Genomic DNA, 21303 nt, shown 5'->3' with positions numbered 1-21303 from the left:
ATATCTGAACCCCGCCCTAGCGGTTCGGAACTTGAACCCCGGAATTTCTCCCTCCCCAATGAAATCCGGGGCTTTTTTTGCCCAAAATTTGTCTGTAGGGCGTTCATGCTGCGTTGAAAGCGCAGCTCAAATGCTCATTTAGGTTCCCTAAAGCCGAGCGCGACCCCGGCCGCTTTTCACTGCCCTTTCGCCTTGCCTGAACACACTACAAACAAATTTCCATATCCCGACTTACTCGGCTGCCGCCTCGGCGCCTTTGTCTGCCAGTTCCATCCAGCCGGCCAGTACAGTGTAGGCCTCTTCCAGGCCCATGCGTTTTGGCGCGGAGAAGAGCTGGATGGTGACCAAGTCGCCCCAACCCTTGCGGATTTCCGACTGCACTTTGAGCAGGGTGTTCTTGGCGGCGCCGTAGGTCAGTTTGTCGGCCTTGGTCAGCAGGATGTGCATCGGCATGCCGGCCGCAACGGCCCAGTCGAGCATCAGCAGGTCGAAATCGGTCATTGGATGACGGATGTCCATCATCAGAATCAAACCCTTCAAACTCTCGCGGCCACCGAGGTAAGCCTCAAGGTGACGCTGCCAGTGCATCTTCAGCGGGATCGGTACTTTTGCGTAACCGTAGCCCGGCAGGTCGACCAGACGACGATCTTCGTCTAGCTTGAAGAAGTTCAACAGCTGTGTGCGACCCGGGGTTTTCGAGGTTCGCGCCAGGCTGGCGTGAGTCAAAGTGTTCAGCGCGCTGGATTTGCCGGCGTTGGAACGGCCGGCAAACGCCACTTCGAAGCCTTCGTCGTCAGGGCATTGATCGACTTTGGCGGCACTGAGCATGAATGTGGACTGTTGGCACAGGCCGAGGATGGGATTCTTGAGTTGCATGGGATTTCCGATGTGGGCGGCGCCGGGATTGGGCGCGGAACGCGGTGTCGCTTCCGTTTCAGTGACGCCAGTATATAATGCCGCAGATTTTGTGTGTGCTTTGTCCCAGCGTAGGATGAAGTTCACGAGAGCGACAGACCTTGATTGCGCATTAGAACGCAGAACGCTCTCAACCCTGAAAAGGTCGTTTTATGACGAAATGGCTGCTGGCTGCCGGAGTCTTGATGCCGCTTTACAGCGCACAGGCTACACAGGATCCGGAAGCCGTGTACAACCGTGTTTGTGGTGCCTGTCATTCCGGCCAACTACCCATGGCGCCCGAAAGAGGCGTTCAGGAAGCTTGGACGCCGAGGTTGGCGAAAGGTATGGGGACGCTGGTGCAACACGTGACCCAGGGTTTCAAGGCGATGCCGCCGCGTGGTTTGTGCATGGACTGCAGTGCCGAGGATTACCAAGCCATCATCCTTTGGATGAGCGCGAGTAAGCCCGGTCCATAACTTAACCCTTAGCCGTAGTTGGATTAGCTGATGAACAAATTGATCGTGAGTCTGCTGTTGACCGTGGGAATTTCAGGCTTCGCCCATGCTGCCGGTGATGCCGCAGCAGGCCAGGCGAAAGCTGCCGTATGCGGAGCCTGCCATGGCCCGGACGGGAACAGCATGGCGCCAAACTTTCCGAAACTGGCCGGTCAAGGTGAACGCTACCTGACCAAGCAGTTGCACGACATCAAGTCGGGCAAGCGCACCGTGCTGGAAATGACTGGTCTGCTGACCAACCTGAGCGATCAGGATCTTTCCGACATCGCGGCGTACTTCGCCAGCCAACAAGGCAGTGTCGGCGCAGCCGATCCGAAAATCGTCGCTCGCGGTGAAGCGCTGTTCCGTGGCGGCAACCTCGCCAAAGGCCTGCCCGCCTGTACCGGCTGCCACTCGCCGAACGGCGCCGGCAACGCCGCTGCCGGCTTCCCGCATCTGGGTGGCCAACACGCTCAATACATCACCAAGCAACTGACCGATTTCCGCAAGGAAGAAGGCGGCCGCACCAACGACGGCGATACCATGACCATGCAGACCATTGCCAAGCGCCTGAGCGACGAAGACATCGCTGCGGTCTCCAGCTACATTCAGGGTCTGCACTAAGCGCGCCGGGTCGAGCGTTGGATGAAGGCTGAAGATCAAAAGATCGCAGCCTTCGGCAGCTTCCACAGGGGAGTTACGTAATCCAATGCAGGAGTGCAATGTTAACGCTCGATTAATCCGTCACAGCAAGTATAAAAAGGGTGGCTTTGGCCGCCCTTTTTTGTGGCCGCTGCCGTTACACTACAGAACTCATGCCCGCCAGGATCTGTCTGAAAACAGCTCGCGCGAGGCGACCAAAATTGTCCAGGAGTAAAGCATGCGTAATCTGATCATCAGCGCCGCTCTCGTCGCTGCCAGCCTGTTCGGCGTGACCGCTCAAGCCGCCGAAGCCCCTGCCGCCCCTTACGTGGAGCTGGCCAACCCGGTACCGGTTGCGGAACCTGGCAAGATCGAAGTGGTCGAGCTGTTCTGGTATGGCTGCCCGCATTGCTACGCCTTTGAGCCGGTGATCAACCCATGGGTCGAGAAGCTGCCATCGGACGTCAACTTCGTGCGTATTCCTGCCATGTTCGGCGGCCCGTGGGACGCTCACGGCCAAATGTTCCTGACCCTGGAAGCCATGGGTGTCGAGCACAAGGTGCATAACGCCGTGTTCAACGCCATCCAGAAAGAACACAAGAAACTGATCGAAAAGAACGAAATGGCTGACTTCCTGGCCACCCAAGGCGTGGACAAGGACAAGTTCCTCGCCACCTTCGACTCGTTCGCCATCAAAGGGCAGATCGTCAAGGCCCGTGAACTGGCCAAGAAGTATGAAATCACTGGCGTGCCAACCATGATCGTCAACGGCAAGTACCGCTTTGACATCGGCTCTGCCGGTGGTGCCGAAGAAGCATTGAAACTGGCTGACCAACTGGTCGCCAAAGAGCGAGCGGCAACCAAGGCTGCTGCCAACTAAGCGCCGCCACCGCCATGCGCCGCTGGAAGTCTGAACGCATCGTTGGTTTGCATGACCCGCAGGTCAACGAGCATCACCTGGCGTCCACGGGCTTGCCCGCGGACCAGCGTCTGCGCCTGCTCAGTTTTAACATTCAGGTCGGCATCAGCACCGAGCGCTATCGGCATTACCTGACCCGTAGCTGGCAGCATCTGCTGCCGCACAACGGCCGTTCAGGCAATCTGCAAAAGATCGGCGACCTGCTTGGCGACTTCGATCTGGTCGCCCTGCAGGAAGCCGATGGCGGCAGCCTGCGCTCAGGCTACGTCAATCAGGTCGAACACCTTGCCCAGCTCGGCGCCTTCCCTTACTGGTATCAACAACTCAATCGCAACCTCGGCCGACTGGCCCAGCACAGCAATGGCGTGCTCAGTCGCCTGAAACCATCGGCGATCGAGGATCACCCGTTGCCGGGACCGAAAGGTCGCGGCGCGATTCTGCTGCGTTTCGGCGAAGGCCCGGAAGCGCTGGTAGTGGTGATGATGCACCTGGCCCTTGGCGCACGAACCCGCAGCCTGCAACTGGCCTATATTCGTGAACTGATCGGTGGCTACAAACATCAGGTGTTGATGGGCGACATGAATACCCACGCCAGCGACCTGCTGCAACATTCTCCGTTACGCGATCTCGGACTGCTGGCCCCGCAGGTGGAAGCGACATTCCCCAGCTGGCGTCCTCAGCGTTGCCTTGATCATATTTTGCTCAGCCCGACCCTGACCCTGGAAAAGGTCGAAGTGCTGGCACAACCGATTTCCGATCACCTGCCGGTCGCGGTAGAGATTCGTCTGCCGGGTTCGCTCACGGCCGATGCATTGCCCGCGTTGAGTCCTGCCCCTCGCGGAACCCCTGAATGAGCGACGAAGCCCAGCGCTGGAAAGAAAAGTACCTCAAAAGCATCGAACAACAGGACAAACTCGAACGCCGCTGGGCCGCCAGGCTCGACTTGCTTCGGCGTGGCCTGGTGCGCAGCACGCTGGCGGCTGAGGGCACCGATAAGGTCGTTGATCAGTGCATGAAAGAGATGCGCGACGTGGTGCGCACCGACGACATGGACGCCGGCCTCGCTGCCCTCCTGCCACGCCTGGAAAAAGCCGTGCTCGATTCCGAGCAGCGCCGCGAAACCCGGATCGATCAGGTCAGCACCGCACTGACAGCATTGGTCACTCAATTGCAGTCGCTACCACTGCCGCGAGAAGTCGCGCAACCCCTGAAGAAATTCGCCAAACAACTGGATAGCCGCGTTGGCTCGGCGCGGGAAATGCCGCTGCTGCTGAGTGAACTCAGTGGTTTGCAGGGCAAGGCATTGACCCAGCTGGAAACGCCTGCCGAGCCGGGACGCCCGGGGTTGCTGCAACGTTTGTTCGGCGGTCGTGACAACGAGGAGACGCCCGCGCCAGCAGCCGACACGCACGCGCCGGCGCCGCTAGCGCCACAGGTACAAACGCCCGTCGCCTCGGAGCCAGAGCCAGCGGCAGTGCAAACCGCCCCCACCGTCGCTGCTGAGCCGCCGATTACCGCTCCTGCGGTCAAAGCACCCGCGCCCGTGATCGCAACACCGACGCCCTCGCCGCAGCCGCCGGCAGTGCCTGAAGTGTTTGCCTTCGTACCGCCCACTGTCGTCCCCGAAGCGGCGCATGCTCCGGTCGCAGCTGAACCGGTCAAGCCCGAACCCGAAGTCGTCATCACGCCCACGCCCGAGCACGCTTCGGCCACAATCGACGCCTTCAATCCCGATGAACTGATCCACCCCGGCGATCCGCACCCGCTGATCCTCGACAGCCTGCCGCTGCCCGAGCCGATCGCACAGGCTCTGGCAGCCATCGACCCGGAGCAATCCGAGCAAGACATCCTCTTCGCCCTGCCGGATTCTCCCGAGCCGTCCTACAGCTCCGTGGCCAAGCACATCGAAGAAACCCTGATCGGCCTGCTCGACGACCTGACCCTGCCCGAGCGCCACCGGCCGCAAGCCGAGGCGATGCGCGAACGCTTGCAACATGGCCTGAACTGGTACGAACTGATCCCGATCCTCGACGATCTCGCGACGTTGATGCTGGCGATCACTGACAGCGGCCAGCACGAATTCGAAGCTTACTTGCAGCAGCTCAACGAACGCCTCGAGGCGTTTCAGAGCAACCTGCAAGCCGCCAGCGAGGGCCATGCCGACAACAGCTCGGCAGCGCGAGCGATGGACACGCAGATCCGTGAGCAGGTCGACGGCCTGCAGACCAGCATGCAGGAAGCGGCGGATCTCGACGACCTCAAGCAAGTGCTGGAGAACCATCTCGAAGGCCTGCTCGGCACTATGGATCAACACCAGAAACAGCGCGATGCCCGCGAGCAGGAAGTCGCGACGCGGCTTAAAAGCCTGTCCGAACGCGTGGCGCACATGGAACAGGAAGCCCAGGGTTTCCGGGAACACCTTGAAGTGCAACGGCAGAAAGCCCTGATCGACCCGCTCACCGGCCTGCCCAACCGCGCCGCATGGAGCGAGCGTCTCGAACACGAGATCAAGCAGTGGCAGCAGCATGGTAATACTTTGAGCCTGGCCATGCTCGACCTTGATCACTTCAAGCGGATCAACGACAACTACGGTCACCTGGCCGGCGATAAAGTCCTGAAAATCATCGCCAGCGTGCTGCGCAAACGCCTGCGCGGCGCGGATTTCATTGCCCGTTTTGGTGGCGAAGAATTCGTCCTGCTGCTGCCCGCCACGCCGCCAGCAGTCGGCGCAAAGCTGCTGGAAACCCTGCGCGCGGCAATCGAAGCCTGCCCGTTCCACTTCAAGGGCGAGCGTGTGACGATCACCATTTCCATGGGCCTGGCGTCATTCAAGCCGGGAGAACACAGTGATCTGGTGCTGAAAAGAGCCGATCAGGCGCTGTACCGGGCGAAAAACGCCGGGCGCAACCGCGTCGAGCTGGGCTGAGCCAATTGTTCCATTTTGTTTAATTGCGCCCGCTGACCGTCGGGACGCAAGGCAGTACGTTACACTGTTGCATTACTGTCTTGCGTGTACTGCCTTCTGCCATGAAATTTTTTACTTTCCTTGCGTCGCTGCTCGTTCTGGCCGGTTGTGCCAGCGGCCCGCGTTACGATACCAGCCATCCTTCGGCCAATTACGACAGCCGCATCCAGTTCGTGATCGTGCATTACACCTCGGCGTCGCTGGAACGCTCGCTGCAACTGCTGACCCACGGCGAAGTCAGCAGCCACTATCTGATCGGCGACGACAAGGGCGGCACGGTCTACAAACTGATGGATGAAAACCAGCGCGCCTGGCACGCCGGCGAAAGCCAATGGCAGGGCCGCACCTGGCTCAATTCCAGTTCGATCGGCATCGAAATCGTCAATCCGGGTTTCAAGGACACACCGACCGGACGCCTGTGGTATCCGTACAGCGAGGCGCAGATTCAAGCGCTGATCGCCCTGCTCAAGGACATCAGCAAACGCAATAGCATCAGCCCGCGCCACATCATCGGTCACAGCGACATCGCGCCGCTGCGCAAGCTTGATCCGGGGCCGCTGTTTCCATGGAAACGCCTCGCCGCTGAAGGCCTTGGCCTGTGGCCCAACGAGCAAGCCGTGGCACGCCAACAGGCGCTATTGAGCAGCAGCGAATTACCGAGCATCAGCTGGTTCCAGGCGCAATTGGCGCACTTGGGCTACGACACACCGCAGACCGGTGAACTGGACGTCGCCACTCGCCATGTCCTTGCCGCGTTCCAGATGCATTTCCGTCCTGCACGTTTCGATGGCACGCCAGATGCGCAAACGGCCGCCCTATTGCTCGTACTGAATCAGACAAAATAATGACGCCCGCCCGACGGTCAGGGCGAAATTGCAATCAGCAGCTATAACTCATTGGTAATTCTTCGGATATTCCATGATGGTTGCTACCCGAGAGACGCTGCGTAGCTGGTTTTATCGCCCCTGGTTTTTGGCGATGATCGCGGCTGTCCTCAGTGCCAGCCTGCTGATCGCCGGCGCAATGTTCGTCGCGATGCACCAGGTCGAGCAGAACGAAAGCCAGGAAATGAACGCGCAGGGCGAACGCTTCCTCGCCCGTCTCGAACAATTATTCGGCCAGTTGCGCGAAAGTCTCGATGATCTGGAAGCACAACCGTTGCGCAGCTGTGACGACGAGATGATCGCCACCCTGCAGCAAGTCACCTTCAATTACCGCTTCGTCTATGAGGCGGCTTACAGCGATGGCACGCGAACCTGCTCAAATCGTCCGCGCCAGGAAGCTCTGCCAGTCGTCCGCCAGCCCGATATCAAAGGCCCGACCTACAGTTATTGGCTGAACACCACCACTGAACCCGATGAAAACCGCGCCGCGCTGATGCTCGGACGTGGCAATTTTCGCGTGGCCACTTCTCGCGGGCATCTGACCGACATGGTCGACCTCTCGCCCGGCAGCAGCCTGTTGGTCGTGCTGGATCACGGCACGCGCGCAATCCCGGTACTGGGTACAGAGCAAGCCTGGCCACCCACCGAACACTGGCCGCCGAAAAGCCGCGAGGCCCTGCAAGTCACGCAAACGCGCCTTGTCTACCGCATGCCCACCGACAACCCGGAATATCAATTGGTGCTGATCTCGCCGCGCACCGGCATGCACATTCCTGCCGTTTGGTGGTGGATGGTGCCCGCCTGCCTGTTGCTCGGCGCACTGGCGGGCTTTCTGGTGTTCCTGCTGGTGCGCCAACGCCAGTCACTCGACGCCGAATTGCACGGCGCGATCCGTCGTGGCGAGTTGCAGGTGCTCTATCAACCGATCTTCGACCTCGACAGTCGCAACTGCGTTGGCGCTGAAGCTCTGCTGCGCTGGCGCCGCCCGGACGGCACGCTGACCAGCCCTGACCTGTTCATTCCAATGGCGGAAAACACCGGGCAGATTCGCCAGATGACCGATTTCGTCCTCCAGCGTCTGCTCGAACAACTGGGCCAACTGCTGCGTGCCAACCCGCAACTGTATATCTCGGTGAACCTCGCCGCTTGCGACGTCATGGTGCCGCGCATCGGCCAGGTCATGGCACGGCTGCTGACGTTGCACCGGGTGGCGGCGCGGCAGATTGCTTTCGAAGTCACCGAACGCGGCCTGATCGATGTGGTGGTGGCGCGGGAGAATCTGCAAGCGTTGCGCGATGTCGGCCACCAAGTGCTGATCGACGACTTCGGTACCGGCTATTGCAGCCTCGCCTACCTGCAAACCCTGCCGGTGGATTGCCTGAAGATCGACAAGGCTTTCATCGACGCGCTCGGCCATGACGCGGCCAGCAGTGGCGTCGCCCCGCACATCATTCACATGGCGCAGGCGCTGGATCTGAAGGTGATTGCCGAAGGCATCGAGCTGGAGTCGCAAGCCGAATTGCTCAGCAGCGAAGGCGTCAAGTTCGGCCAAGGCTGGCTGTTCGCCCATGCCCTGAGCGCGGTGCAGTTCATTGAGCTGATCACCCGGGGCCGGCGCCTTGCCGCGCGACGCATGGACGACGAAGCTTAAACCGTCAGCGCCATATAGAACTGCGTGCCCTGCCCCGGCCGCGAATAAACGCCCATGCGCCCGCCGTGCAACTGCACAATTTCCTTGCACAGCGCCAGGCCGAGACCGGCGCCGCCCTTCTTGCGTCCAACCTGCACGAACGGCTCGAAAATGCGTCCCTGCTGGCCATAGGCAATGCCTTCGCCGTTGTCTTCGACACTGATGATCACCCGCTCGCCATGGCGCCGCGCCTGCAAACGAATCTGGCCGTCGCGGGCGGTATGGCGCAGGGCATTGTCGATCAGGTTGTCGAGCACCCGATCCAACTGCGCCTGATCGGCCTGCAAGCGCGGCAAAGGTCCCTGCACTTCGACAGTCAGCGCAATGCCTTTGCCCGCCGCAAAGTCGGCAAACCGCAATTGCGCCTGCTCCAGCAGATCCTCGATGGAGCACGGCGCCAGCGACAGTTTCTGCAAACCGTTCTGGTAGCGTGAGAAATTGAGCAGATCGTTGATCAACTGCATCAGGCGCTGCATTTCTTCATTCACGGTATCGAGCAGATCCGCCTCGCGTGAATCCGCCGGAAACTTCGCCCGCTCACGGAACAGGCCGAAGGCCATGTGCATGCCGGTGACCGGTGTGCGCAGTTCGTGGGAGGCGCGCAGAACGAACTCGCTACGGACCCGCTCGAACGCGCGCTGCTCGGTGACATCGTGCAGCACCATCACCGCACCGAGGATGTGCCCCTGCGTGTGGCTGACCGGCGTCAGGCTGTAGGTCAGCAGGCGTGATTCGCCATCGACCTCAATGCTCAAATCTTCCGGCGCTCGCTCAAGCGTGCCACCGCGCAAGACCAGTTGCAGCTGCGAATCCAGCTCCGGCCGTTGCAGCGCCGAGCCCAAACCTTGACCGAGGCGATCATCGTCCCAGCCCAATTGGCGTTGAGCGACCGGGTTGAGGTGCTCCAGCTGGCCCTGGCGGTCGATCATCAATAAACCGTCATCGATGCTGTCGAGCACCGCCTGCAAGCGCTGCTGGCCGGCCAGCAGTTCGTCGACGTTGGTCGCCTGATGCTCACGCAGCGCTTCGGCCATCAGCCCGAAGCGCTTGGTCAGCTGGTTCATTTCCATGGCCGAGGAAATCGGCAGAGTCACTTCGAAATTGCCTTGGCCGATGTTGTCCGCCGCCTGCGCGAGCGCCTCGATCGGCGCACCGAAACGCCGGGCGATGCCGTGAGCCGTGACGAAACCGATGATCAACACCGCCAGCCCGACCAGCCCGAGCAGGCCGGCAACCAACAACGCGCGGTCGCGGGCGTCATGCTGCACCGCATTGATGTTGTCCAGTGCATGCTTGTGTTCGGTGATCAGGCCGTTGCGTAAGGTGTTGAAGCGCTCCCTGAAGTCGGCGTCGCTGCTCAGTGCGCTGGCGGGGTCGCGGGACAGATCGAAGGCTTGCAGGAAACTCAGGTAATCAGCCTTGGCCTGGCTGAAACCGTATTGACGGCCGTCGCCCACCTGCTCTTGGGCGATGCCCTCGTCAAGCAACTGGAAGTAATGCTGTTTGGAGGCTTCAAACGCCACTGGGTCAGGCTTTTCCGCGAGCATGATGATCAGTTGATCACCGAGCGTCTGCCGCAGCTTTAGCCCCAGGTCGAGGGTGACGAAGTTATTGCGCACCAGCGCTTCCTGCGATCCGGCCATTTGCATCACGCTGACCAGCCCGAGCAACAACCCGAGCAAGGCCACCGTGATCAAGGCGGAAATACTCAGGAACAAGCGGGTCCGCAACTTCATCGCCAGTTTCATCGCCAGACACTCACAAGTTGTACTGCTTGCGCTTGCGATACAGCGTCGAGGCGTCGATTCCGAGGGTTTTTGCCGCTTGATCCAAGGTTCCGGCGGTGGCGAGGACCGCGCCGATATGAGCCTTTTCCAATTCATCGAGACTCAACGCAGCGCCAACGCGCGGCGCATTGTTGGCGGGTTGTTCGGCCATGCCGAGGTGGCTGATTTCCACCCGCTCCTGCGGGCAGATGATGCTCGCCCGCTCGACCACGTTGCGCAACTCACGAATGTTGCCCGGCCAACGGTAGCCGAGTAGCGCTTCACGGGCCTCATCACTGAAACCACGTGCCGGGCGTGCGTACTCTTTGACGAAGCGTGCGAGGAAGCGATCAGCGAGGGTGAGAATGTCCTCGGCACGTTCGCGCAACGGTGGCAGATGCAGGGTGATGACATTGAGGCGATAGAGCAGGTCTTCACGGAAGCGCCCGTCGCGGACCATGTCTTCCAGATTAAGGTTGGTCGCCGCCAGAATGCGCACATCGGCGCGACGGGTGACTGGATCCCCTACCCGCTCGTATTCCTTGTCCTGAATGAAACGCAGCAACTTCGGTTGCAACGTCAAGGGAAAATCGCCGATCTCGTCGAGAAACAGCGTGCCACCGTCAGCCTGATTGACTCGACCCAACGTACTTTCGCTAGCGCCGGTAAATGCCCCGCGACTGTGACCGAACAATTCACTTTCCATCAATTCGGCAGTCAGCGACGGGCAGTTGATAGTCACGCAAGATTTTTTCTCACGCTTGCTCCAGCCGTGAATCGCCCGGGCCAACTCGCCTTTACCGGTACCAGACTCACCGAGGATAAGGATGTTGGCATCGGTGCTCGCCACCTGGCGCGCAGTCTCCAGTACGACTTTCATGGCCGGGCTGTGGGAATCGAGACCGTCCTTCGGTTTGCGCATCTCGCCTTCGAGCGCTTCGAGACGCGCCGACAACTGGCGCACCTCGAGTTGCTTGGCGGTCGCCAGACGCAATTGATCGGGACTGCACGGTTTCACCAGATAATCAGCAGCGCCCGCCTGAATTGCATCTACCGCAGTATCGACTGCCGAGTGAGCGGTGACGATCACCACGCGCATCCACGGCGCCTGCACGCGCATTTGCGCCAGCACGTCGAGACCGTTGTCTTCGCCCAGACGCAAATCAAGGAAGCACAGGTCGAAAACCTGGCGTTGCAGCAAAGCGTCGGCCTGGGCCGCGCTGTTGGCAGTGGCGACCGTATAGCCTTCGTCTTCGAGGCAATAACGGAAGGTACGCAGGATGGCGGATTCATCGTCCACCAGCAGAATGCGGCCTTGATGCTCAGTGGCAGATTCCATTTTTCCTACGCTCCATAGTGATTGGTCTTGGGTTAGTCCCGGAAAAATCGGGCAAGTTGCATGGTTGATTCTGAACGATGCCAGCCATAGGAGGGTAGCTCTCTCCTGCCATTACGGCCAATACGTTGATTTTGTTGGTTTTTTAAACAATCACCGGTTTTCAGGGCGTTGCCTGCGTCCTTTTCTGACATCTGCGACCGGCTCGCAATTCCATAAGAATGAATTCTCCTACGAAATAATCGTGCATTGCGCACGATCGCAGATGACCCATCGTGCAGGATGCGTCGCTATTCATTTTTTACATCTATGTAAGACGTTGATTTTATTGAATATTTTTCAATTAAAAAACTGGCACGCACGCTGCAATACTTCATTCAGCCCGGGCAGATCAGAACTGCCCCAACCGAATAAGAGTGAGGAACCCAGGATGACTCGCCAACGCGCCGCCCAAGTACGCATCTCGCCACTGCACATCCAGCAAGGTCTGTTTGGCGTACTTGCGCTGCTTATCACCCTGATTGCTTGCCAGCAATACCTGCGCTGGGAAAACAGCCAGCAGCCAGAGGCACCGCTGATCTCGATGCAGCACAGCACCCAGAGTCATTTCAGCGCTGTCAGCAGCACCCAGGACGAAAACGCGGCGATGCACATGATGGCGGTCGATCAGGCGCAGCCACTGGATCAAATGCCACGTGAAGAGCGTTGGGTTTTCTGACTGATTGAAAAATGAATTCAGGCGCGATGCGCCGGAACACGTAACACCCCCAAATAGAGAAGTAAGGAGAATCACCATGTTGAGCTGGGCAATTACATTCTTGATCATTGCCATCATCGCCGCAGTACTGGGCTTCGGTGGTATCGCGGGCACCGCCACGGGTATCGCCAAGATTCTCTTTGTCGTGTTCCTGGTGATGTTCATCGCTTCCTTCTTCTTTGGCCGTCGCGGCCGAGGTTAACGATGACTGTTTTAAAGACACTGGCAGCCGCCCTGCTTCTGGGCGGTAGTGCCATGACGATGGCGGCCAACGATGGCCAGGCGCGGGTCAACGAACTGTTGAGTTCCGACCCGCAATATCGGCAAACCTGGGAAGGCGTGGTGAAGAAGGAAGAACGCTTGCCGGAATGGGTGATGAACCTGTCCGGCACGCCGGACCAGCAGATGAATGCCGTGACTGAAGATGGCGACAAGTATCTGGTCGGCCCGCTCTGCGAATCCGCAGACAAGTGCCTGAATCACCGCTTGATCGTCGCGTTCAGTTTCGACAAAAAAGATGCCTACGCCATGCTCGTCGATGTGCCAGAGGGACTGCCGGCCGATAAGTCGCCAACGCGACATGCGACCTACCGCTTCCTCGGCAAACCCGATCAGGGCATGCAGGATCTGTTGATGGAAACGCTGAAAAAAGATCCGCAGTGGTACTGATTTGAACATGAAGGCAGCAGCCCTGCTGCTTTCCATTGCGCCCACACGAGGAGGGCCGGCGCATGACCAAGGGGCCGGGACGTTCTGACTGTTACAGGGTCGGAGTGACCTACGGGGACATGGAGTGCCTGCGCAAGGGCCGGGTCAGGGTAAGTAAAAGCTGCGCCGCAGGTTCGCCGGCCCACAGTGGTTCGACGGACTTGCGCTGAGCTTTCAATCTATCAAAACGTTGATCCAGAGCGTCCAGCCCTTCCCTTTTATCGTCGACACTGCGCGCGAAAACATTACGCGGTGTTTCATGGCGACCGTATATCGAGAAAAAAACCTTTTAAACAGTGGGACTTCTAGTCTTCTCGCGTAGGCTTTTTCCTAAAATTCTCGACGAATTTTCTCGTTCAAAAAATAATCAATCTACGCTGTGATGGCCGGTTCACGGCACTTATGCCGGCCGAAATGTCACAATCGAACCGGTTGGGACGCCAGTTTCATTTAAAAAAGCTCATGCCGATTCGGCATAGGGTAGGCGTTTACGGCATTAGACGGCGCAACCTTGCATCGGAATAGTTGCGCCTTTTTTCGCCTGCCGAAGAGCCGTAAACACGCGCTTCGGGGCACCTTATACGGAGGCAGATGCACAGACTTTTCCGCTAAAAAGCGTTCCAGTTCCTGCATGTGCCTGAGTCAAACGCAAGTAAGGGTAAAGATAATGAAGAAGGCAAAAATTAGCCTCGCCTGGCAGATCCTCATCGGTCTGGTTTTGGGTATTGCAATTGGTGCGTTGCTCAACCACTTCAGTGCCGAGAAGGCCTGGTGGATCAGCAACGTCCTGCAACCAGCAGGCGATATCTTTATCCGTCTGATCAAGATGATCGTGATCCCGATCGTCATCTCCTCGCTGATCGTCGGCATTGCCGGTGTCGGTGACGCCAAGAAGCTCGGGCGCATCGGCCTGAAGACGATCATCTACTTTGAAATCGTCACCACCATCGCCATCGTTGTCGGTCTGTTGCTGGCCAACCTGTTCCATCCGGGTGCCGGCATCGACATGAGCACCCTCGGCACCGTGGACATCTCCAAGTACCAGGCGACCGCCGCCGAAGTACAACATGAACACGCGTTCATCGAGACCATCCTCAACCTGATCCCGTCGAACATCTTCGCGGCCATGGCCCGCGGCGAAATGCTGCCGATCATCTTCTTCTCCGTATTGTTCGGTCTCGGTCTGTCGAGCCTGCAATCGGACCTGCGCGAGCCGCTGGTGAAGATGTTCCAGGGCGTCTCGGAAAGCATGTTCAAAGTCACCCACATGATCATGAACTATGCGCCGATCGGCGTGTTCGCACTGATCGCGGTGACCGTGGCCAACTTCGGTTTCGCTTCGCTGGTGCCGCTGGCCAAACTGGTGATCCTGGTTTACGTCGCCATCGCCTTCTTCGCCTTCGTGGTACTGGGCCTGATCGCCAAGCTGTTCGGTTTCTCGGTGATCAAGCTGATGCGCATCTTCAAGGATGAGCTGGTGCTGGCCTACTCCACCGCTTCGTCGGAAACCGTGCTGCCACGCGTGATCGAGAAGATGGAAGCCTACGGCGCGCCGAAAGCCATCTGCAGCTTCGTGGTACCGACCGGTTATTCGTTCAACCTCGACGGTTCGACCCTGTACCAATCGATCGCCGCGATCTTCATTGCCCAGCTGTACGGCATTGACCTTTCGATCAGCCAGCAACTGCTGCTGGTGCTGACGCTGATGGTCACCTCCAAAGGCATCGCCGGCGTACCGGGCGTGTCCTTCGTGGTGCTGCTGGCCACCCTGGGCAGCGTTGGTATTCCGCTGGAAGGCCTGGCGTTCATTGCCGGTGTCGACCGCGTCATGGACATGGCCCGTACCGCACTGAACGTGATCGGTAACGCGCTGGCCGTACTGGTTATCTCGCGCTGGGAAGGCATGTACGACGACGCCAAGGGCGAGCGCTACTGGAACTCCCTGCCGCACTGGCGCAGCAAGGAAAAATTGCCAGCGGGCGAAATCTCGAAAAACTGATACACCTGTAGGAGCTGCCGCAGGCTGCGATCTGTTGATCTTGCTTTTAAAAATAAAATCAAAAGATCGCAGCCTTCGGCAGCTCCTACATAAGATTGGGGCCACGAGCCTGTAGACAAACCCCGGAGAAATCCGGGGTTTGTCGTTTCTGGCGACCCCGCTATCATTCGCGGCATTCTTCGGGGGATTTGACTGATGCTTAATGGCCTGTGGCTTGGCTTCTTCATCGTCGCAGCCGTATCGGCGCTGGCGCAGTGGCTGATCGGCGGCAACGCCGGGATCTTTGCGGCGATGGTGGAGAGCATTTTCGCCATGGCCAAGCTCTCGGTCGAAGTCATGGTGCTGCTGTTCGGCACCCTCACCCTGTGGCTGGGTTTTCTGCGCATTGCCGAGAAGGCCGGGATCGTCGAATGGCTGGCGAAGGTGCTTGGGCCGCTGTTTCTTCGGCTGATGCCGGAAGTCCCGGCCGGCCACCCTGCCCTTGGCCTGATCACCCTCAACTTTGCTGCCAACGGCCTGGGCCTCGACAACGCCGCGACGCCAATCGGCCTGAAAGCCATGAAGGCGCTGCAGGAGCTCAATCCCAGCGCCACCGTTGCCAGTAACGCGCAAATCCTCTTTCTGGTGCTCAACGCCTCCTCCCTGACCCTGCTGCCGGTAACGATCTTCATGTACCGCGCCCAGCAAGGCGCGCCGGACCCGACGCTGGTGTTCCTGCCGATTCTGCTGGCGACCAGTTGCTCGACGATTGTCGGCTTCCTCTCGGTGGCGTTCATGCAACGCCTGCGGATCTGGGATCCGGTGGTGTTGGCCTATCTGATTCCCGGTGCGCTGATTCTCGGTGGCTTTATGGCGCTGCTCGGCACGCTTTCGGCGACGGCTTTGGCGGGATTGTCGTCGATCCTCGGTAATCTGACGTTGTTCGGGTTGATCATGCTGTTTTTGATCATCGGCGCGTTAAAGAAAGTGAAGGTCTACGAGGCGTTTGTCGAAGGCGCGAAGGAAGGCTTCGATGTCGCGAAGAATCTCCTGCCGTATCTGGTAGCGATGCTCTGCGCGGTCGGCGTACTGCGTGCCTCCGGGGCGCTGGACTTCGGGCTGGATGGGATTCGTCATCTGGTCGAGTGGGCCGGTTGGGACACACGGTTTGTCGATGCGTTGCCGACGGCGATGGTTAAACCGTTTTCCGGCAGCGCGGCAAGGGCGATGTTGATCGAGACGATGCAGACCTCGGGGGTCGACAGCTTCCCGGCACTGGTCGCCGCGACGGTGCAGGGCAGTACCGAAACGACGTTCTATGTGTTGGCGGTGTATTTCGGCGCGGTGGGTATTCAGCGGGCGCGGCATGCGGTGGGTTGTGCACTGCTGGCGGAGTTTGCCGGTGTGGTTGGCGCGATCGCGGTCTGCTACTGGTTCTTCGGTTAAACAAAAATCCAATGTGGGAGCGGGCTTGCTCGCGAATGCGGTGGGTCAGCCAGCAATAATGTTGACTGATACACCGCATTCGCGAGCAAGCCCGCTCCCACAGGGGGATTGTGTTGGGCTTAAGGTTTTTGGGGGGCCAATTTTTGGCCTTGGTCGACGGCCCACGCGACGACTTTCGCGGTCAGGCGATCACTGGCCTGGCCAAAGCCTGCGACCACCGCCGGCACCTGCACATCACTCAACGGCTGACGTTCTTCAAAGCGCCGGCTGGCCAGAATCCGCTGGTCATAACCGCGCACCAGCAACGCATCGACCCGCACCACGACGCTGGCCTGCGTGCCCTGATATTCAGTCTGAAACGCCTGCAAACTCCCGCCCAATTCCAGATCCGCAGCAAAGTTGCTGTCATCGGTACTGAGCAACGTCACCCGGCCATCACGCGCAAAGCCGTCGAGCAAGCGATTGCGCACCAGCACCGGTGCCGGATCGCTCCAGCGCGAGCCTTTGTAGCTGCTGATCACATCCCCCTGAGGAATCACCGCAATCATCGGCCGGTTCAATGTCTCACTGGCCTGCAGCTTGTTAAGTCGCAACGACCAATGCTGCGTTGCCGCCGAACTGGCCGAGGCGGGCGCCTGTGCCGTCGGCAGGCGATAGACATCCGATGGCTCGGCCTTGGGCAGAATCGAACACGCGCTGATCAGCGAAATGCCAGCAGCGAGAAGGGCGAGGCGAGTCAGCTTCATGGCGTGAATTCCTTGTTCTTGTCACGGCCCAGCAAGTAGCCGCTGGGGTTGGCCTCAAGGCGTTGCGAGATGGCCCGCAGCGAAGTCAGCGTCTCGCGCAATTCGCGGATCGCCGGGGCCAGGCCGTTGAGGCCCTGCATGCCGTTGTCGAGGGAGCTTTCATTTTTGCTGAGCAAGGTGCTGATGGTGGTGGTGCTTTGCTCCAGCGACTTCATCGCCTGTTCGGCGCTGCCCAGCGCTTGTTTGCCCTGATCGTTGATCAGGCCGTTGGCGTTGCGCATCAGCAGCGAAGTCTGTTCGAGCATGCTGCCGGCCTGTTTGCCGACAGTCGCCAGTTGTTGCATGGCCTGCTTGATGTCGCCGCGCTGATCGTTGATGGTGCCGGTGGTTTGCTCCAGATGGGCGAGGGTCTTGCTGACGCGCTCGACGTTCTCGGAGGAGAACATCTGGTTGGCGTTCTGCAGCAGCGCGGTGATCCCGCTCATCAAATCGTTGGAGTCATTGAGCAGGCGCGAAATAGGCGAGGGCGAGGCGACAATCAGCGGCAGTTTGCCGTCATGGCCGGTCAGTTTCGGGCTCTCGGGGGTGCCACCGCTGAGCTGGATGATTGACGTACCGGTGATCCCGGCCAGCGCCAGTTTGGCCTGGGTGTCTTCCTTGACCGGCGTGTCACCGGCCAGACGAATCCGCGCCAGCACCCGCCGTGGGTCTTTCGGATCAAGGCGCAAATTGATCACATCGCCGACCTTGATTCCGCTGTACTGCACCGGGCTGCCCTTGGACAGCCCGCTGACCGCCTCGCTGAAGACAATCTCGTAGTCCTTGAACTCGGTGTCGACGCTGGACTTGGCCAGGAATAGACCGAAGAGCAGGGCGCCTGCCACCACAATCACGGTGAACAGGCCGATCAACACATGATGCGCTCGGGTTTCCATGTCAGACCTCGTTGAGCAATTTGGCGGCGTCCAGCGCCGAGCGGCCGCGCGGGCCGTGGAAGTATTCGTGAATCCACGCGTCGTCGGTTTCCGAGACGACATCGATCGGGCCGGCGACCAGCACTTTTTTCTGCGCCAGCACCGCCACGCGGTCGGTGATGGTGTAGAGCGTGTCGAGGTCGTGGGTCACCAGAAACACGCTGAGGCCGAGCGCATCGCGCAGGGTCAGGATCAGTTGATCGAACTGTGCCGCGCCAATCGGATCGAGGCCGGCGGTGGGTTCGTCGAGAAACAGGATGTCCGGATCCAGCGCCAAGGCCCGGGCCAGCGCGGCGCGCTTGATCATGCCGCCGGACAGCGACGCCGGGTATTTGTCCGCCGCCGACAGCGGCAGCCCGGCCAGCGCCAGCTTCACGGCGGCCAGGTGCTCGGCGTCGTTGCGGCTCAGGCCGGCGTGTTCGATGAGGGGGAGGGCGACGTTCTCGGTGACCGTCAGGGACGAAAACAGCGCGCCTTTCTGAAACAGCACGCCGAAACGTCGTTCGACCAGCGAGCGTTCGTGCTCGGACAGGCTCGGCAGGTTCTTGCCGAACACTTTTACGATGCCTTCGCTGGGCCGACGCAGGCCGACAATGCTGCGCAACAGCACCGATTTGCCGCTGCCGGAGCCACCGACCACCGCGAGGATTTCGCCTTTGTACAAATCCAGATCGAGGTTCTCGTGCACGCTCTGGCTGCCGAAGCGATTGCACAGGCCACGGACTTCGATCACCGCCTCCGAGGGCGCGCGGGGTAGACGACTCACCAGCCCATCTCCATGAAGAACAGTGCGGCCACCGCGTCGAGCACGATCACCACGAAAATCGATTGGACCACAGCGGAGGTGGTGTGGGCGCCAACCGACTCGGCGCTGCCGCTGACCTTGAAGCCTTCCAGGCAGCCAATCGCGGCAATGATGAAGGCGAAGATCGGCGCTTTGACCAAGCCGACCAGAAAATGCTGCACGCCGATGTCCGACTGCAACAGCGTCAGGAACATCGCCGGCGAAATATCCAGCGACACCGCGCAGACCACACCGCCGCCAATGATCCCGCAGAGCATCGCCAGAAACGTCAGCATCGGTAGCGCCACCAACATCGCCAGCACGCGCGGCACCACCAGCAGCTCCATCGGGTCGAGGCCGAGAGTGCGGATCGCGTCGATTTCTTCGTTGGCCTTCATCGAGCCGATTTGCGCGGTAAAGGCACTGGCAGTGCGGCCCGCCATCAGGATCGCCGTGAGCAGTACGCCGAATTCACGCAAAAACGAGAAACCGACCAGATCGACGGTAAAAATCGTCGCTCCGAAACTGGCCAGCACCGTCGCGCCGAGGAACGCTACCACCGCGCCGACCAGGAAAGTCAGCAAGGCCACGATCGGCGCGGCGTCGAGGCCGGTCTGTTCGATGTGCGCGATCATTGGCGTGATGCGCCAGCGCTTGGGCCGGAACAGACTGCGAGCGATGGTTTCGAGGATCAGGCCGACAAAACCGAGCAGTTGCAGGGTGTCTTGCCAGACCGTGTCGACGGCGCGGCCGATGCGCGTCAGCAACTGCACGCTGACGCTGATTTCCGGCTCCTTGATCGGCACGCAGAAATCAGTCATCGAGCGATACACCGTTTGCAGCAGCGCGCGGTCGGCGGTGGAAATCGTGCAATCAGGATGCTCGGCAGATTTACCGAGGCGCTCGGAACCGAGCAGTTCGACCAGCAACGAAGCGCCAGCGGTGTCGAGGGCGCCGAGGCTGTTGAGGTCGATCGGAGTGTTGGCGTCGTACTGGCCGTGGAGCTTTTCGCTCAGCGTCTTCAGCTCGGCGTAATGGGCAAGCGTCCAGTCCCCGGTCACCCGCAGGCGGGCAGGGCTGTTCGACGTGTCCAGTTGGGCATTGCCGCTGATCGAGCTGCTGGTCATAAGCTCCGTGCTTTTCGGCTAAATATGCTGGCATACGTAATAGCACGAACCGGATTACTTTTCTTTGATCGCTGTGCTGTCGGTGACTTCAAAGCGCAGCACGCCGATGACCTGGCCATCCTCGGTCAGCACCCGCACCTGCCATTTGCCCGCCGGGTTGCCGGGGAAATTCTGCTTGTGCGTCCACGCCCGGTAGCCTTCCTTGCGCCCGCCGTGGATGTCGAGAGGGATGCGGTCGACCTCTTTGCCGTTGAACTGCCAGACGTGATAAATCCGCTCATCGAGCCCGCGCGGCGCGTTGATCGCGGTGTAGGCGTAAAGGCCATCGCCACGAATCTGCTCGGCGCTCACCGTGTCGAGGCTGGCGCCGGGGGTGCGATCCTGCATTTGAGTGCTGATCGCCACGTCGGTCATCCACAACGTCGCCGGCGGCACCCATGAACGCAGGGTCCAGCCGACAGCGCCGATACCGACGGTGATACAGAGAATCGCCAGCGCATTACGCAGCGTGCGGATCGGGAAGATCGACGCCAGGCTCGGGAACGACAACAGCACGGCAATCCCCAGCGCCCATTTGAAGCTCTGCGCCGTGGTCAGGTGCATGATCACCGGCAACGCCGTTAGCAGGGCAGCGAACAGGGTCAGGGTGTGCAGCGCGAGAAACGCCCAGCGCCGTGGCGCCAGCCATTTGTAGTAAAGCGGATCAACGATCGAGATCAGCGCCGCGACGCTGAGGAGGCCGGTGAAAAACAACTGGCCGCTGTTCCACGTCGTGGTGATGAAGAAGAACGGCAGGACGAAAAACAGGCTTTCCTGATGGATCATCTGCGTCGCGTAACGCAGCAGCGGCTGGGGAATCTCGCGTTTGAACACGCGGGTGAAGAGGCCGGTGAGGGTGTTTTCCAGCATCAGCCAGATCCAGCTGAGCAGCATGATCACGGTGATCCAGCTCGCCAGTCCCTGCTGACGATCGACCATGATGAAACTGCCGACCCCGGAGATGAAACCGCCAAGCGCAATGACCCCGGGATAGCGCTTCATCAGTTCGAGAATGCGCTGGATCAGGAGCTGTATTTTCGGCATTTGGGCGGTTCACAACGCTGTAGGAAAAAACCTCGACAGAGTAGCGCCCGCCGGGCGCTGTGGCGAGGCTGCCGGTCACTTATTCGGTGCATTTCAGGACCTCAAAA

At 59.9% G+C, this 21303-nt stretch carries 20 protein-coding genes; 12 read left to right on the top strand and 8 right to left on the bottom strand.

The genetic code is table 11. The annotated features are described in order from the left end of the window. Positions 1-231 precede the first annotated feature (231 nt). A complete protein-coding gene (gene yihA / locus C2E19_RS01370) occupies positions 232-876 on the bottom strand; it encodes a ribosome biogenesis GTP-binding protein YihA/YsxC (protein WP_008081236.1) in 645 nt (214 codons plus the stop codon). A gap of 191 nt (positions 877-1067) precedes the next feature. Here yihA and C2E19_RS01365 point away from each other — a divergent pair, with 191 nt between their 5' ends. The 7 genes from C2E19_RS01365 to C2E19_RS01335 all read left to right on the top strand — a co-directional run bounded on the left by C2E19_RS01365 (position 1068) and on the right by C2E19_RS01335 (position 8452). Next, a complete protein-coding gene (locus C2E19_RS01365; protein ID WP_129387088.1) occupies positions 1068-1373 on the top strand; it encodes a cytochrome c5 family protein in 306 nt (101 codons plus the stop codon). Positions 1374-1403: 30 nt separating this feature from the next. After that, positions 1404-2015, top strand: coding sequence for a cytochrome c (locus C2E19_RS01360; protein WP_129387085.1), 612 nt, complete (start codon positions 1404-1406; stop codon positions 2013-2015). 256 nt (positions 2016-2271) lie between these two features. Next, complete coding sequence (locus C2E19_RS01355; protein WP_129387082.1) at positions 2272-2913, top strand: thiol:disulfide interchange protein DsbA/DsbL; 642 nt, start codon at positions 2272-2274, stop codon at positions 2911-2913. Positions 2914-2927: 14 nt separating this feature from the next. Further along, complete coding sequence (locus tag C2E19_RS01350) at positions 2928-3806, top strand: endonuclease/exonuclease/phosphatase family protein (RefSeq protein WP_129387080.1); 879 nt, start codon at positions 2928-2930, stop codon at positions 3804-3806. After that, positions 3803-5878: a diguanylate cyclase gene (locus C2E19_RS01345; protein ID WP_129387076.1), complete on the top strand. Its 2076-nt coding sequence runs from the start codon at positions 3803-3805 to the stop codon at positions 5876-5878. Before C2E19_RS01350 ends, C2E19_RS01345 begins: the two co-directional genes overlap by 4 nt. A gap of 101 nt (positions 5879-5979) precedes the next feature. After that, a complete protein-coding gene (locus C2E19_RS01340; protein ID WP_129387073.1) occupies positions 5980-6762 on the top strand; it encodes an N-acetylmuramoyl-L-alanine amidase in 783 nt (260 codons plus the stop codon). Between the two features lie 76 nt (positions 6763-6838). Next, the gene (locus C2E19_RS01335; protein WP_174823955.1) at positions 6839-8452 is read left to right on the top strand and encodes an EAL domain-containing protein; all 1614 of its coding nucleotides are present in this window, start codon (positions 6839-6841) and stop codon (positions 8450-8452) included. On the opposite strand, the gene C2E19_RS01330 is transcribed toward C2E19_RS01335, so the two are convergent. Both C2E19_RS01330 and algB read right to left on the bottom strand, forming a co-directional pair. Continuing rightward, the gene (locus tag C2E19_RS01330) at positions 8449-10239 is read right to left on the bottom strand and encodes a KinB sensor domain-containing domain (RefSeq protein ID WP_129387067.1); all 1791 of its coding nucleotides are present in this window, start codon (positions 10237-10239) and stop codon (positions 8449-8451) included. The genes C2E19_RS01335 and C2E19_RS01330 overlap by 4 nt on opposite strands. 10 nt (positions 10240-10249) lie before the next feature. Next, complete coding sequence (gene algB / locus C2E19_RS01325; RefSeq protein ID WP_129387064.1) at positions 10250-11596, bottom strand: sigma-54-dependent response regulator transcription factor AlgB; 1347 nt, start codon at positions 11594-11596, stop codon at positions 10250-10252. 427 nt (positions 11597-12023) lie between these two features. Here algB and C2E19_RS01320 point away from each other — a divergent pair, with 427 nt between their 5' ends. From C2E19_RS01320 to C2E19_RS01300, 5 genes are all read left to right on the top strand, one after another. Further along, the gene (locus tag C2E19_RS01320) at positions 12024-12311 is read left to right on the top strand and encodes a hypothetical protein (protein ID WP_129387061.1); all 288 of its coding nucleotides are present in this window, start codon (positions 12024-12026) and stop codon (positions 12309-12311) included. Between the two features lie 76 nt (positions 12312-12387). Then, entirely contained in the window at positions 12388-12552 is a 165-nt protein-coding gene (locus C2E19_RS01315) for a DUF1328 domain-containing protein (RefSeq protein ID WP_003177151.1), read from the top strand. A gap of 2 nt (positions 12553-12554) precedes the next feature. Beyond that, positions 12555-13019 carry an inhibitor of vertebrate lysozyme family protein gene (locus C2E19_RS01310; protein ID WP_129387058.1) on the top strand — a complete coding sequence of 155 codons (465 nt, stop codon included), beginning with the start codon at positions 12555-12557 and terminating at the stop codon, positions 13017-13019. 706 nt (positions 13020-13725) lie between these two features. Continuing rightward, positions 13726-15057, top strand: coding sequence for a glutamate/aspartate:proton symporter GltP (gltP, locus tag C2E19_RS01305; RefSeq protein WP_129387055.1), 1332 nt, complete (start codon positions 13726-13728; stop codon positions 15055-15057). Positions 15058-15252: 195 nt separating this feature from the next. Next, positions 15253-16482: a nucleoside recognition domain-containing protein gene (locus C2E19_RS01300; protein WP_129387051.1), complete on the top strand. Its 1230-nt coding sequence runs from the start codon at positions 15253-15255 to the stop codon at positions 16480-16482. 119 nt (positions 16483-16601) lie between these two features. On the opposite strand, the gene C2E19_RS01295 is transcribed toward C2E19_RS01300, so the two are convergent. Genes C2E19_RS01295 through C2E19_RS01275 form a run of 5 tightly spaced genes read right to left on the bottom strand, consistent with a single transcriptional unit; the run spans position 16602 to position 21196 of the window. Further along, complete coding sequence (locus C2E19_RS01295) at positions 16602-17228, bottom strand: ABC-type transport auxiliary lipoprotein family protein (RefSeq protein ID WP_129387048.1); 627 nt, start codon at positions 17226-17228, stop codon at positions 16602-16604. Beyond that, positions 17225-18163 (bottom strand): MlaD family protein, encoded by a 939-nt coding sequence (locus C2E19_RS01290; RefSeq protein WP_129387044.1) that lies wholly within the window; start codon positions 18161-18163, stop codon positions 17225-17227. The genes C2E19_RS01295 and C2E19_RS01290 overlap by 4 nt, the downstream gene beginning before the upstream one ends. Before the next feature lies 1 nt (position 18164). Beyond that, complete coding sequence (locus C2E19_RS01285) at positions 18165-18968, bottom strand: ABC transporter ATP-binding protein (protein ID WP_116254167.1); 804 nt, start codon at positions 18966-18968, stop codon at positions 18165-18167. Then, positions 18965-20113: an ABC transporter permease gene (locus C2E19_RS01280; protein WP_129387041.1), complete on the bottom strand. Its 1149-nt coding sequence runs from the start codon at positions 20111-20113 to the stop codon at positions 18965-18967. The genes C2E19_RS01285 and C2E19_RS01280 overlap by 4 nt, the downstream gene beginning before the upstream one ends. 54 nt (positions 20114-20167) lie before the next feature. Beyond that, positions 20168-21196: a DUF5924 family protein gene (locus C2E19_RS01275; protein ID WP_129387038.1), complete on the bottom strand. Its 1029-nt coding sequence runs from the start codon at positions 21194-21196 to the stop codon at positions 20168-20170. Between the last annotated feature and the right edge of the window lie 107 nt (positions 21197-21303).

The organism is Pseudomonas sp. DTU12.3 (genome assembly GCF_004124275.1).
GTDB lineage: Bacteria > Pseudomonadota > Gammaproteobacteria > Pseudomonadales > Pseudomonadaceae > Aquipseudomonas > Aquipseudomonas helmanticensis.
This window is presented reverse-complemented; position numbering and strand designations above follow the sequence as displayed.